This is a genomic window from Virgibacillus sp. W0430 (assembly GCF_051846935.1).
Taxonomy (GTDB): domain Bacteria; phylum Bacillota; class Bacilli; order Bacillales; family Amphibacillaceae; genus JBPYCR01.
In genome coordinates this window covers 84,981-99,407 of sequence record NZ_JBPYCS010000001.1, presented here as the reverse complement: position 1 = coordinate 99,407, position 14,427 = coordinate 84,981, and the positions used below count along the sequence as shown (strand labels likewise).

The window sequence follows — 14,427 nt, the reverse complement described above, 5'->3', positions numbered from 1 at the left end:
TAAAAAATAATTAATATCGTGTTTTTGCTTCAAATTTATAAAAAATCAGCAATTCTTATTGCTATCTAACTAGCATAGGGTTTATAATGTCTATGTATAGAAAGCAATTGTATTTATGCAAAGGACAAAAAAGAGGTGTTAATGTGGAAAAGGAAGTATCGGTTGGCTTGCTAGGGCTAGGAGTAGTTGGCTCAGGCGTAGCGAAATTAATTGAAAAATATCAAGAAGATCTTGTACATCAGCTCGGCTGCGGTGTGCGTGTAAAAAGTGTACTCGTGCGTAATTTAGAAAAGGCACGAAACACAGATATTGATAACTCCGTTCTTACAACAAATTGTGATGATGTGTTAAACGACCCAGAAATAGATGTGATTGTAGAAGTTATGGGTGGAATTGAAGAAGCCCGTCAATATATATTACGAGCATTTCAAGCAAAAAAACATGTCGTAACCGCGAACAAAGACTTAATCGCTTTGTATGGCCCAGAGCTTGAAGCTGCTGCTAATGAAAATGGGTGCGACTTATTTTATGAGGCAAGTGTTGGTGGCGGAATTCCTCTATTACGGGGGTTGTCAGACGGTCTTGTTTCCGACAGAATTCAGCAAGTAATGGGAATCGTCAATGGAACAACCAACTATATTTTAACTAAAATGGACGTAGACGGAGCAAGCTATGAAGATGCATTAAAAGAAGCGCAAGAACTAGGCTTTGCTGAAGCCGATCCAACAGCAGATGTCGAAGGATTGGATGCTGCCAGAAAAATGGTCATCTTAGCTCGTCTTTCCTTTTTAACAAATGTAGAGCTTGACGATGTAGAAGTTGAAGGAATCTCAAAATTATCGTTAACCGATTTGGAATATGGAAAGCAGCTCGGTTTTTCAATGAAGCTCATTGGCTTTGCAAACCGAACAAATGACCACCATATCGAAGTGAGCGTCCAGCCAACATTTTTATCAAACAAACACCCATTAGCGAGTGTTAAAGATGAATATAATGCAGTATATATTAACGGTGAAGCAGTTGGCGAAACAATGTTTTACGGACCAGGTGCAGGCAGCCTACCTACCGCAACAGCGGTTATGTCAGATGTCGTTGAAGCAATTAAAAATATGCGTCTCGGCGTAAATGGTAAAAAGTTTGTTAAACCACGCTTTCTAAAGGAATTAACCCCATTGGATCAGCGCTATAGTCAATACTATTTACGTTTACATGTAAAAGATGAAGTTGGCGCATTTGCTCTCATATCTGAGTTATTTAATCAAATGGGCATTAGCTTCGAGCGTATTTTACAAACTCCGAGCAATAAAAACGAATTAGCTGAAATTGTTCTCGTTACACATAAGACGTCATTGGCACAATTTAAAGAGGCAAAATCAAAACTAGAAGAATTATATGTCGTTGAAAATGTAGATAGCTTTTTCCGCGTTGAAGGAGATGCAAGCGAATGAATTGGACAGGATTAATTACACATTATAAAGACTTTTTACCCGTTACTGAAAAAACACCTGTACTTACATTACATGAAGGAAATACACCGCTCATTCACTTCCCGCACTTATCCAAACAGCTTGGTATTGAGCTGTACGGGAAGGTGGAAGGTGCGAATCCTACCGGTTCCTTTAAAGACCGCGGCATGGTGATGGCTGTTGCTAAAGCAGCAGAAGACGGAAGCAAATCCGTTATTTGTGCCTCAACCGGGAACACATCTGCATCTGCTGCTGCATATGCTGCAAAGGCTGGCATGCGTGCAATTGTTATTATTCCAAAAGGAAAGGTAGCCTTAGGAAAACTAGCCCAAGCAATGATGTACGGTGCAGAAATCGTCCAAATTGACGGTAATTTTGACGATGCGTTAAAAATGGTTCAAAAAATTAGTAAAACGTCTCCAGTAACGCTCGTGAATTCAGTGAATCCACATCGTTTAGAAGGACAAAAAACAGCTGCTTTTGAAGTGTGCGATCAGCTCGGTGGAGTAGCACCTGACGTGCTCGCTATCCCAGTAGGAAATGCAGGAAACATTAGTGCTTACTGGAAAGGCTTCAAGGAATATAACGAAAAAAATAACACAGGCCTTCCTAAAATGTTCGGATTTGAAGCAGAAGGCGCTGCAGCTATCGTACAAGATAAAGTGATAACAGAGCCGGAAACCGTTGCTACTGCAATACGGATAGGTAACCCTGCTAGCTGGCAGCTTGCAACAAACGCAAGAGATGAGTCAAATGGGTTAATTTCTTCTGTTACAGATGATGAAATTTTGCATGCTTTTACACTTTTAGCTCAAAAAGAAGGTATATTTGCAGAGCCTGGATCATGTGCATCTATAGCTGGCTTAATACAACAAGTTGAAAAAGGATCCATCGAACCTGGAAGTAAAGTTGTCGCTGTTTTAACTGGTAATGGTTTAAAAGACCCTCAAACAGCAATTGACCAACTCGAAGTAGATCCTATCTCCTTACCTAATGACGAAGAAGCTGTCACAGCTTATATTAAACAAACGGTAAACAATGCGTAAATTTACAATTTCTGTACCCGCAAGCTCCGCAAATATAGGTCCAGGCTATGATTCAGCTGGAGTTGCGGTCAGTCGCTATTTAACATTGGATGTTGAAACACAGGATACGTGGGAATTCGAACATCAATCCCCTATCCTGCCTGCTAATCCGATAGCCGAAGACCATTTCATTTATAAAATTGCCGTGCAAATAGCCGAAAAATATGGGGAAGAGCTCCCCGCTTGTAAAGTTATTGTCAAAAGCGAAATCCCATTAGCAAGAGGTCTTGGCAGTAGTGCATCTGCTATCGTTGCGGGAATTGAGCTAGCAAATCAACTACTAAATCTTAATTTAACGAAAGAACAAAGACTGCACTATGCAGTAGAAATTGAAGGGCATCCCGATAATGTCACACCATGTTTGCTCGGTGGATTTGTTATTACGGTAATGATTGATAACGAAGTTGAATATAAACAACTCCCGGCTATTGAGACGGATTTAGTCATTTATATTCCCGACTTTGAAGTACGAACTGAGGATGCACGAAAAGTGCTTCCTGAACAACTAACAATGAAAGATGCCACAAGAGCGAGCGGTATTAGTAATTTAATGATTGCTGCCCTTATAGCAGGAGATTATCATTTAGCAGGGAAAATGATGGAGAAGGATATGTTTCATGAACCATATCGCGCCAAGCTTATTCCTGACTATACAAAAATCCGCGAAGAAGCAACGAGACTTGGGGCGTATGGAACGGTCTTAAGCGGATCGGGTCCAACAATGATTTCTTTCGTACCAAGTGGTAAAGGTGCATCCATAGCGGAGGAATTACAAAAGAATTTGCCTGCTTATGAAATTAAATCATTAAAGCTCGACCCGAACGGACTACAAGTTAGTACAGCAACAACAAATGCTTAAACTAAACTAACAGCCAGCTGCGAAGAAGGGTTCTTTGTCGAATGACGTTGGAGTTGAGGAATACTTAATAATGAAGTAGAACAAAAACATGAAAGCTAGCGCTCTGTTTTCGCTGACTTGCACTACAACCGACAGGCTTTCCGCAGGAGTCCATCGACTATCGTTCCAGTCAGCTTAAAGAGGGGTAATAGCCTTAATGCACACACTTCAATGCTATTTCATTTGCATTGGAGTGTGTTTCTTTATGTTTTGTATTGTGTTTTGTTTCTTTATGTTTTCGCTTGAAATAAAGCATGATTCGACTCTTATAATTCGTGAAGTTTCTGTACCCATAAGCGACTTTATTACGTACTTTAATTTTGTTGTTGTCCCTTCAATTCATCTCTATCAACTTCGTGTTGCACCTTTTTAGTATACTTTCTAATGCCACGTAATCACGATTTGTCTCCGAATGTACTAATTCCTGATAGAGCTCATCGTTCATTTTTAATACTTGATCCATAATCTAACATTTCTTTCACAATATTTACTTCTAATCGTTGACCAAACATCGGATAAAACTCATCGTCATATTCACAGCTGTTGTTTTTCTGATTCTAAAATATAGGATCTCTGTACTATTCTTTATATAAAGGTTTTTCGGCAATTATGCATTTTCTATTTTTTTCAAGCGCCACATAGATGCAATTCCTAGAAACGGACCAATACTAAGAACAATAAATACCCACTTCCATGAAATGAGCGAAGCTACGATCGGAATAAGATTAATAGATAATACACTGATGAGAAAACCAACTGCCATTTGGAAAGTAAGTGCAGTACCTACATATTTTTTAGGGGCAAGATCGGATACAACTGCCGAAAACTGAGCCGAATCAGCAATTACAGCTACACCCCATATCGCAGCAACGACAATAGTTAGCCACATTGCACGGCCGTAGGTAACACCTATTAACATACAGCATATTGCACTCACAAGCATGGCAATGATCGTTAAATTAGAACGTCCGATATAATCCGATGCAACTCCTCCTAGAACACAGCCGATTAATCCCGAAATACCAATAATTAAAAAGGCGATGAACGATATAAAACTAACAGATAATGTAGATTGGAAGCTATGTATTAAGAACACAGGAATCCAAGTCCACATTGCATACAATTCCCACATATGTCCGAAGTACCCATAATTAGCCAGCATGACTCGTTTATTATGGACAACGTTCTTTAAATGTCGAAAAGAAAATACAGCTTCCTCTATTGTATCGGGGGCATCCTCCACTAAACTATTCATAATCCAAGCGGAAAATATAGATAAAACCGAACTCACTATAACAACCATACGCCAATCTATCGTATAAAAGAAAACGCCTATTAAATGAGGCAATGCAGATCCAATTGTTAACGCACCAATTAAAACACCCATCGCAAATCCACGATTTTTGGGGAACCAGTTCGTAATCACCTTCACCGCTGTTGGATAAACGCCCGCCAAGGCGATCCCCGTTAAAAGTCTTAAGAGGACGATTTGCTCCGGTGTCTGGGCCAACAGTATGCATCCATTAAAGATAGCTCCAAAAATTGCGCACGTTGCATAAAGCTTCCTCGTATTGTATCGATCTGCTAAGCCTATTGCCGCACTAAAAAGAGCACCACAAACAAAACCTATTGGCACAGCTATATTCATTGCACTTTCCAACCACGAACTAAACGCCAATACATTCTTCAATTCAGGCAAAATAACTGCTGCACTAAACCATAAACTTAAAGCAGATATTTGAGCAATTGATACATAACTTAATACTTTCCATCTTCCCATTTTGATGCCTCCAGCCGTTAGTCTTGCACCGATTGTTCATCCCCGATTGGAAGCTCGGTTGAAAACTTCACTTCTCGTAATGAAATACTTGTTTGAATTCTAGTAATTTCGGAAATGCCATTAAGCTGACGAATAAAGTGCTGCAAATTATTCGAGTTTTTATTAACGACCTTTAGCATATAATCATATTCACCCGTTAACGTATAGCATTCGAGCACTTGGGGTAGTTCTTGAATTTTAGCTTCAAACTGATTTAATTGCTCAAGCTGATGTACATTCGTATTTAAAAAAATAAAACATAAAAGATCAAAACCGAGCTTTGATGCATTCAAGATTAAAACGTGCTTATCAATAAACCCATCGTTATACAGTCTTTTCACCCTTCCATGCATTGCTGGAGGTGAAATATTTAATTTCCTAGCCAATTCCGCATTGGTAATATTGGAATCCCTTTGTAAATATTCCAATATATCCTTATCCATTTGATCCAGCTTCATAATGAGTCCCCCCCTCGGATATCTAATTTTGTACAAGCTCAATTCAACTTGTTGATTTGATTCAATGCACAAGCACAACACAGACCGTTATGTCTTGTAGATAGTCTTGGTCTTAATTAAAGCATAAAACGGTACGCTATTCGTTATATTTAATATCGTGCTAACTGCCAGTGGTGTGAAGCTTACATATCGCTAATAAATCATCAACAACGAGATAGCCTGTATCAAGACGACCAGCTCTTGGGCCAATAACAGTAATTTTTACACATGGCGCACATCTCTCCTTTTTTTTAAAACTCGCAATCTCTTACTCTAGAGAATGAGAGTTCCTTCCTAATATACTTCTCTCCATAATGAGTTTCGTCAATTTCCACACAACGCTCCTTTTGGTACCGCTCATTAAAAATAGTAAATGTCCCCCATAGCACCGAGCATCGACAACGATATTACAGCCTGCGCTGTTTGCTTAAATGAGTTTGTTGCCATAAATACGGCATTAAAACTCACTATTATATATTTTAAAAATAATAACATAAAGAAGGAATTTTGTAAGTTAAGTTTCAATATTTTCTATAAATAACTAATTTATACGCATATTTTTCGTTATAAGATTAATAAAATTAATTTAATTGCTATGTCATACTATTAAAGCTCATAATACGAGAAAAAATTGGACAAAAAAAGAACTCAAACAAAATGTTTAAGTCCTTTATCCGTATGATTATCCTAAAACTGCTCGATCGTTATCAAGCTGTGTGCCACGAATTCGTTGGAATTCATGAAGCAAATCTTCGATCGTTAAAGCCTTCTTTTCTTCTCCTCGTACATCGAAAATAATTTGTCCAGCGTCCATCATTATTAATCGATCTCCTAAGTCCAGTGCTTGTTGCATATTGTGTGTTACCATTAACGTCGTTAGCTCATATTTCTTCACTACATCAGCTGTAATTGTTGTAATCAGTTCAGCACGAGCTGGGTCTAATGCTGCTGTATGCTCATCAAGCAATAAAATATTTGGTTCAGTAAATGTAGCCATTAATAAAGACAGCGCTTGGCGTTCTCCACCTGAAAGCAAACCTACCTTTGCGGTTAAGCGTTGATCCAAGCCGAGGTTTAATGTTCGCAAATACTCTTGGAACATTTCTCTCCGCTTTTTATTTACTCCTAATTGTAACTTTCTTTTTTTATCTCTTGAATAGGCCATAGCCAAATTTTCTTCAATTGTCATCGTCGGTGCCGTACCTGCCATTGGATCTTGGAAAACACGGCCAATGTAAGATGACCTTTTATATTCCGGTAAATGATCCACGCGTTCATTAGCAATAAAAATATCACCAACGTCTGGAGATAAATATCCAGATATAACGTTCATTAGTGTAGACTTTCCTGCTCCGTTTCCGCCAATTACGGTAACGAATTCGCCTTTTTTTAATTCAAGATTAATTGTACGCAATGCTTTCTTTTCATCCGGTGTACCTTCATTAAAAGTGATTGATATATTTCGTAGATTGAGCATTCTAAACATCCTCTACTTTCAGTTCGGCACGTTTTTTTAAGCGTCGTTTTTTCTCCTTTTGCGCCTGCATGATCTTCGGTGTAACTAAAGCTAAGATAACGAGTATTGCTGTAATTAACTTCATATCTCCTGTTTCCAAAAAGTCGACCCGGAGTGCGAGCGTCACAACGATCCGATAAACAACAGCACCGCCAATAACAGCAATCGTTGCTATTGCAATTGTTCGCTTGCCAAACAATGCTTCTCCTATAATAACAGAGGCTAGACCGATAACGATCATCCCTATCCCCATATTAACATTCGCTACACTACCATGCTGTGCAATTAAGGCTCCGGATAACGCTACAAGAGCATTAGAAATACCAACGCCAACAATTATGAGCACATCTGTGTTCGCAGATAAGCTTCGAATCATCCGCTGATTATCTCCCGTAGCGCGTAAAGCAAGGCCAATTTCTGTTTTCAAGAAGAAATCAGTCAGAAACTTAATAAAAAGCGTTACAAATATCATTACAAACACAATAACCCAAGTACTAGGAACACGCTCAGCTCCCATAGAAGTTAAAATTCCGTTAAAAAATGCATCAAGACCGGTCGCTGCCCAAACAGATTGCAACTGTTTAAAGAGAGAGCTCTCATTTAAAAGCGATAATGTTGGCTGTCCCATTATGCGTAAATTTATCGAATATAATGCAATCATCATTAAAATTCCTGAAAGCAATGCATTTATTTTACCTTTTGTATGAATAATTCCGGTTATACAGCCTGCTAAAAAACCAGCACCAGCGCCCATTAAAGTCGCAACGGCTGGGGGAATACCATTAATAATAGAAATTGCCGCAACAGCTCCGCCTGTAACAAAGCTTCCGTCTACTGTTAAATCTGGAAAATCCAGTACGCGGAAGGACAAATAAACACCTAGAGCCATTATTGCATAGATGACGCCCGATTCTACAGCGCCGAATAAAGATAAAAGCATGATAGCCTCCTTCCCGCACCTCTTACTGTAATAAATGAATAGTTATATATAGAACAGCGAAGCAGGCCATAGCCTGCTTCTTCTCTGTTCTACTATTGGTTGCACGATTATATTTTTATTGTGCTGGGTCTACAAACTGAGCGTCTTCATCCCATGCATCTTGCCATTCAATTCCTTGTTCTTCTGCAGCATTTTTGTTTATAAACAACTGAATCTCTGGTGGATACTCTACTGCTATATCTTTAGTAGTTTTCTCTCCAGTTAAAATCTCTGCCGCCATTTCACCTGTACGGTAACCAATTGTGTAATAGTCAATACCGAACGTAGCGAATCCGCCTTTAGCAACAGAGTCTGGCTCTCCTACTACGAGTGGAATATCTTGCTCATTTGCTACAGATATAACACTATCTAAAGCCTCTACAACTGTATTATCCGTAATGATATAAAATACATCTACATCACTTACAAGTGTTGTTGCTGCTTGCTGAACCTCTGATCCATTAGCAACTGTACGCTCCTCAATTGTAAGACTCGTACCTTCGATAGCTTCCTTAACTGCATCAATTTGTGTTACCGAGTTAGGCTCTCCTGCATTATATATTAAGCCAACTGCTGCATCCTTGTAGTACGTATCGATAAAATTAATTGTTTCAGCAATTGCATCTGGGTGTAAATCAAGAACACCAGTAATATTCTCACCAGGCTCATCCATAGATGTTACTAGCCCTGCATCCACAGCATCCGTAACCGATGTAAAAACAATTGGAATATCGTTTGTAGCTTCTGCAGCACCTAACGCACTCGGTGTTGAGTTTGCAAATATTAAGTCAACTCCATCAGCAACAAATCCGTCCGAAATTGGCTTTACATTATTCGGATCATTTTGGGCGCTTTGAAAATCGTATTCTACATTAAGCCCCGCATCTTTAAGTGCTGCTTGAAAACCTTCATACGCGCGATCAAGCGATGGATGTTCAACAATTTGTGTTGCACCAACTGTATACGATTCTCCACCTTCTTCAGCAGCGTCTTCGGCGTCGTCATTTCCGCCTCCACAAGCAGCTAATGCCAGAACGGCAATAACAGCGAACGCCATTAATTGTAGCCATTTTTTCATTACTATTCCCCCTCGATCTTTTCTACTGTCCCTATATAATCATACATAGGATGAACAAAGTTTATTTTTAAACAGTTATACATACTATTATACTAATAATCTCCCACTCTAGTCTACCTGTAACTGAATAATCCTACTGTTATATTTTTCCCACTTTTTAACATGAATCTTTTGAATTGGTAGGCTGAGCATATTGAACAAACCATTTGCCTTCTATTTCTCGAATTCCAACACCTAAATAACCCGATTGGAGCAATTGCTTTTGTTCCGTTATTTTACCCATTTCAATGTAAACTTCGTTCTTATACAAACGTTTGTTCAAATTTAAATCTTTCATAAAAACGTAGCGGAGCTTCCCTTCGTACTTCTCCTTTAAAGCTACAATTTCTAAGCCGAGAGCTAATTTATCTTTTAAACTTGGTATATTGAAAGGTGCAACCGTTGCACTTACATAACGAAATCGATCGCGATCAAGCTCATTCATTACAATTCGTCCCATCATTTGTTGCAATCGATTTCCTCGGTATGCAGGATCAACACAGGAAATCTCCTGATAAATAACTTTTTCAAGGTCTTCATCTGGCAAACCGGCATCCAATCCAAAGTGTTCCTCATCGATCTTAGGCTCGAGCATCGCCCGTAAAGCAATTAGTTTTTCATCAATAAACACTCCGATTACAAAGCCTTTACCTGAAAAAATCGTTGTAAATTCTTGCACGGTTAACGGTTGTAATGAGTCTTTTTGTTCAATCGATTCAATTACCTTTTCTTGGAGTACCAACATTTTAGGCAAATCATCGATAGACAAATATGCTATCTTATATGCTTGGCCACTTTGAAGGTTTCCTGATTGTAAACATGAACGCATTTTATTCTGAAACCCTTTCAGATATTATTGTTAGTGCCTTTAATGTATCCTCGCTAACATCTACACCTAGTCCTGGTTTTTCGGACAAGCGAATGAAAGGAACATCATAGTGCAAATTACCAATATCTTCACTAAATTTTAACGGACCCGTCAACTCAACGCTCGTTATAATCTTTTTAGAAAACGATACGTGAAAGCCAGCTGCCGAACCGATAGACGATTCTACCATGGAGCCTACTTGGCAATCGATTTGTGCCATCTCAGCCATATGCGCAAGCTTCATAGCCGGATAGATTCCTCCACACTTCATAAGTTTTATATTAACTTTATCTGCTGCACGCTTAGAGATGACTTGACGCATTTCACGCGTACCGCGCATACCTTCATCAATCATAAGTGGAAAGGCTGATTTTGATTTCACCTCTGCCATTGCGTCAATATCATCCGCTAACACAGGTTGTTCAATCCAATCAATAGAAACGCCCTTTAGCATTTCTAATGCTTGTAGTGTGTTACCACTCGTCTTCCAGCCTTGATTCACGTCCACACGGATCGCAATTGTTTCTCCAACACGCTCTCTTACCGCTTTAATACGCGCAACATCCTCAAAAATATCCGTTCCTACCTTCATTTTAAAAGATGCATATCCTAGTTCAACTCTTTTTGCCGCATCTTCTGCCATTTTTTCAGGTGTATCGATGCTGAGCACGTGTGTAATCGGAAATTCTTTGTGATAGCGTCCTCCTAACAAATCATACACAGGTACACCAAGTGCTTTTCCAGCTAGATCATAACAAGCAATATCAATTGCCGCTTTTGCGGTTGGTGCACCATAAATCGCTTTATTCATTAATTCATGTATTCGTTCCATATGTAATGGGTTTTCACCTATAATCGCAGGAGCAAGCTTTGTTTTAATGACTTGATAAACTCCTTCTGCAATTTCACCTGTAACATGCTCATCAGCTAAGCCTTCACCATATCCAACCAGGCCTGTATCTGTCGTTACTTTTACAATAATCGATGCCATAGAATAGCTCGTTGAATAGCTAATGACAAACGGTTCTTCTAATGGTAGTGCAATGGAGTAAATCTCAACTTCCTTGATTTTCATAAAAAGACCCCTTTCATTCCTTCGCATAAAAAACATACGGTGACTATCGACATTATCGCATGTTTTATTATGGAATGAAAGACGGAAATATATGCGAATTAAAACAACAAATTCACTAATAGATCGAATTAAAATAGTAGAGCAACATACCACTTCAACAATCGTCAATAGAACTCCAACAACGCACAAAGAAAAGGCCTGTAAATATGTCGATGGAAAGTAAACGATGACCCTACATAGTGCAAAAATTGTGGAATAAAAAATGCAGACAATACGATCTTCCATACATATAGAATAGCTTCATTTATCTGTATAACAATGGACAAATCGAAGGGATCAACAACAAAATTAAAGTATTTTAATAGAGTCGCTTATGGGTACAGAAACTTCCCAAATTATAAGAATCGAATCATGCTTTATTTCAAGCGAAAACCTAAAGACACAAAATACAAAACATAAGAAACACACTCCAATGCAAATGAAACAGCACTGGAGTGTGTGCAATAAGGCTATTAGCCCTCTTGTATGAGTAAAATGTTTGTGGGGGAACAGATGCACGAATCTAACTAGATAATATGTGATCAATTTTACTTCGAACGATATACACATGAATAACACCGTTGATTTTCACTGCAGGTGGATGCTTTCCGCGGGCACGGCTTCAGCCTCCACGGAAAGCGTAGTGTATATCTACTGCGGTCGGTAGGAATCAATACTAAAATCAACGAAAACAAAGAGAGGTTTTTTAACTTCTTAAAATAACACCCACAAATACGTGACTCAATCAGCCCTCTTTAAGCTGACTGAAACGAAAGTCGACGGACTCCTGCGGAAATAGCACGCGCCCGGAGATCACTGTAGCGACTCGGATAGAGGAGCTACAGTAGCTAAGGCAGTAACCGCGGAAAGCCTGTCGGATCTAGTGCAAGTCAGCGAAATCAGAGCGCAAACTTTCATGCTTTCGTTCTACTTAAATTTCCAGGTATTTCCTCAACTTCAAATACATAATCAACGTCATTTGTAAAGAACCTGGTTTTGTCCCAGCCGCTTTTTCGTATTTGTGGGATTGCCTTTCTTTTTTAATAAATACACAGCAAGCACAAACCGTAACGTTCAATCACTTAATATCGATCTCTATGTACACGTTGATTGCCACTATATTTTAAATTCATTGACAATTTCATTTAGTTGTTCTGCTAGTTTTGCTAACTGATTTGAGCTATTCTGCATTTCTTCCATTGAACCACTTATCTGTTGTGAAGAAGCTGACGTTTGCTCCGCCCCTGCGGCTGATTCCTCTGAGATCGACGCGATTTCTTGAATGGAATGATTCATTTGCTGACTGTCTTTTGCAATTTCAGTCAAATTAGACGAAACTGTTTCAATATTTTCCGCTACGTCTGTTACAGCCTTGCTAATTTGCTCAAATGTTTTGCGTGTAGTAGCAATTTGGGCTGTCCCATGTTCTACTTCCTTATATCCATCTTTCAAGGAAGCTGCTACATCACTTGACTCTCTTTGAATACGATCAACGATGTCTGTAATATTGACTACAGATGCAGCAGATTGTTCTGCAAGCTTGCGTACTTCTAAAGCAACTACTGCAAACCCTTTTCCATGCTCCCCTGCGCGAGCTGCTTCAATTGCAGCATTTAGCGCAAGTAGATTGGTCTGTTCAGCTATATCTTTAATGACTGAAACGAGTGCTGAAATTTCCTGTGAATGCTGATCTAATCCTTGAACTTTGTTAACTGAATCCTGTACAATTTCATCTACTTTCTCCATTTGCTTCGTAGACGAGGCCATTAACTGGCTTCCTTCTTCTGTTAAGGACATTACACTATTGGACGAACGTTCGATCAACAATCCATTACTATTTGCGTCTTCTACTTTCGCTAAAAATGAATTCATCACTGATGACATATCAGCTGCATGATTCGCTTGCACCTCCGTACCAGATGCAAGCTCTTGCATCGTTGTTGCAACTTGCTCAGAGCCCGCCTTTACTTCAAGCGCCGACTGGGTTAATCCCTCGCTCTCACTTGAAATTACTTTAGAAGCATTCGATACGTTAGAGATGATTCCCTTTAATTCACGTTGCATATAATTAAGCGCATCCGCAAGCTGACCGATTTCATCCCTTGCTTTCACTTGTACTTCATCAATTGTCAAATCTTTATGTGCCAACTGATTTAACTGTTTCGTTACTATGCGAATTGGTTTCGATAAACTATTAGCAAATAACCAGATAACGACCGCCCCAATAGCTAATGCTACGCTTGAAACGATCAGAATAAGTGTTAGTACTTCCCGTGCAGGTTGATTAAAGTCTTTCAAATACGTTCCTGCATTTACCGTCCAGTTCCAATTAGGTTCTGTTTTTGAATATGCTACTACTGGTGCAACTTGACTTTCATTTCCAGGCAATGCCCAATCGTAGTAAACAAACCCTCCGCCAGTTCCTGCAACATCAATCATTTCCTGAATAAATTTCCTGCCATTGGAATCCTCAGAATCCCATACATCTAATCCTTCCGTCTCTGGATGCGCAATTTGGATTCCGCTTGCACTTAACACATACATATATCCGTTTTCTCCTAAATCAATCTGCTCATTTATTGGCCGTTTCCCCTCTGCATCCATTACACCAAGGATAGCTCTTTTCACTTCCTCTTGTGCTTCCTCTAATGAAACATTGCCTTTTTCCACTTCTTGATGGAGTGAATCAATCATGCGAATTGTCATTTCTACGCTGTTTTGTAAATTTGTTTCACCTAATTCATTTAAACTATCCGCACTTCTTTGAAAGCTTAATATAGCTAATACGGCTAATGGGATCGATAATAAGAGAAAAGATACTGCAATTAGTTTAACTTTTATGGAAGTATTTAAGATCCGTTTGTTTGTCCATTTCATTTTCACGTCTGCACCTACTCCGTATTTTCTCATAAAATAGCAACGCTAAAAATTTCACTATTGTTATTTATCGGCACAATTATACTTTTTTTAAATGAAATGATACTTATTTTGAGGAGATTGATACACTTCCTGCCATCTTTTTGCAGCGAGTAAGTTTTTCAAATGCAAGCCCATTCGGAGCTTGTGTA

Annotated in this window: 11 protein-coding genes and 1 pseudogene; 4 read left to right on the top strand and 8 right to left on the bottom strand. The window is 39.0% G+C overall.

Translation table 11 applies throughout. The features are described from left to right. Positions 1-143 precede the first annotated feature (143 nt). Genes ACLIBH_RS00450 through thrB form a run of 3 tightly spaced genes read left to right on the top strand, consistent with a single transcriptional unit; the run spans position 144 to position 3,410 of the window. Complete coding sequence (locus ACLIBH_RS00450) at positions 144-1,448, top strand: homoserine dehydrogenase (RefSeq protein ID WP_439314707.1); 1,305 nt, start codon at positions 144-146, stop codon at positions 1,446-1,448. Beyond that, entirely contained in the window at positions 1,445-2,512 is a 1,068-nt protein-coding gene (gene thrC / locus ACLIBH_RS00445) for a threonine synthase (protein WP_439314706.1), read from the top strand. The genes ACLIBH_RS00450 and thrC overlap by 4 nt, the downstream gene beginning before the upstream one ends. Further along, a complete protein-coding gene (gene thrB / locus ACLIBH_RS00440; RefSeq protein ID WP_439314705.1) occupies positions 2,505-3,410 on the top strand; it encodes a homoserine kinase in 906 nt (301 codons plus the stop codon). The genes thrC and thrB overlap by 8 nt, the downstream gene beginning before the upstream one ends. A gap of 646 nt (positions 3,411-4,056) precedes the next feature. On the opposite strand, the gene ACLIBH_RS00435 is transcribed toward thrB, so the two are convergent. From ACLIBH_RS00435 to ACLIBH_RS00405, 7 genes are all read right to left on the bottom strand, one after another. Continuing rightward, positions 4,057-5,229 carry an MFS transporter gene (locus tag ACLIBH_RS00435; protein ID WP_439314704.1) on the bottom strand — a complete coding sequence of 391 codons (1,173 nt, stop codon included), beginning with the start codon at positions 5,227-5,229 and terminating at the stop codon, positions 4,057-4,059. Between the two features lie 17 nt (positions 5,230-5,246). Continuing rightward, positions 5,247-5,726 (bottom strand): Lrp/AsnC family transcriptional regulator, encoded by a 480-nt coding sequence (locus ACLIBH_RS00430; protein ID WP_439314703.1) that lies wholly within the window; start codon positions 5,724-5,726, stop codon positions 5,247-5,249. 721 nt (positions 5,727-6,447) lie between these two features. Beyond that, positions 6,448-7,242: an ABC transporter ATP-binding protein gene (locus tag ACLIBH_RS00425; protein WP_439314702.1), complete on the bottom strand. Its 795-nt coding sequence runs from the start codon at positions 7,240-7,242 to the stop codon at positions 6,448-6,450. A 1-nt stretch (position 7,243) separates the two neighbouring features. Next, positions 7,244-8,221: an ABC transporter permease gene (locus tag ACLIBH_RS00420; protein WP_439314701.1), complete on the bottom strand. Its 978-nt coding sequence runs from the start codon at positions 8,219-8,221 to the stop codon at positions 7,244-7,246. A gap of 115 nt (positions 8,222-8,336) precedes the next feature. Then, positions 8,337-9,338 (bottom strand): ABC transporter substrate-binding protein, encoded by a 1,002-nt coding sequence (locus ACLIBH_RS00415; RefSeq protein WP_439314700.1) that lies wholly within the window; start codon positions 9,336-9,338, stop codon positions 8,337-8,339. A 157-nt stretch (positions 9,339-9,495) separates the two neighbouring features. Further along, positions 9,496-10,206, bottom strand: a complete 711-nt coding sequence (locus ACLIBH_RS00410; RefSeq protein ID WP_439314699.1) for a GNAT family N-acetyltransferase — start codon at positions 10,204-10,206, stop codon at positions 9,496-9,498. A 1-nt stretch (position 10,207) separates the two neighbouring features. Beyond that, positions 10,208-11,320 carry a mandelate racemase/muconate lactonizing enzyme family protein gene (locus ACLIBH_RS00405; protein WP_439314698.1) on the bottom strand — a complete coding sequence of 371 codons (1,113 nt, stop codon included), beginning with the start codon at positions 11,318-11,320 and terminating at the stop codon, positions 10,208-10,210. Positions 11,321-11,631: 311 nt separating this feature from the next. On the opposite strand from ACLIBH_RS00405, the pseudogene ACLIBH_RS00400 reads away from it, so the two are divergent. After that, positions 11,632-11,779 (top strand): annotated as a pseudogene (locus ACLIBH_RS00400) (transposase); the annotation flags it as partial. Between the two features lie 696 nt (positions 11,780-12,475). On the opposite strand, the gene ACLIBH_RS00395 reads toward ACLIBH_RS00400, so the two are convergent. Further along, the gene (locus ACLIBH_RS00395; protein WP_439314697.1) at positions 12,476-14,236 is read right to left on the bottom strand and encodes a methyl-accepting chemotaxis protein; all 1,761 of its coding nucleotides are present in this window, start codon (positions 14,234-14,236) and stop codon (positions 12,476-12,478) included. Positions 14,237-14,427: the final 191 nt, after the last annotated feature.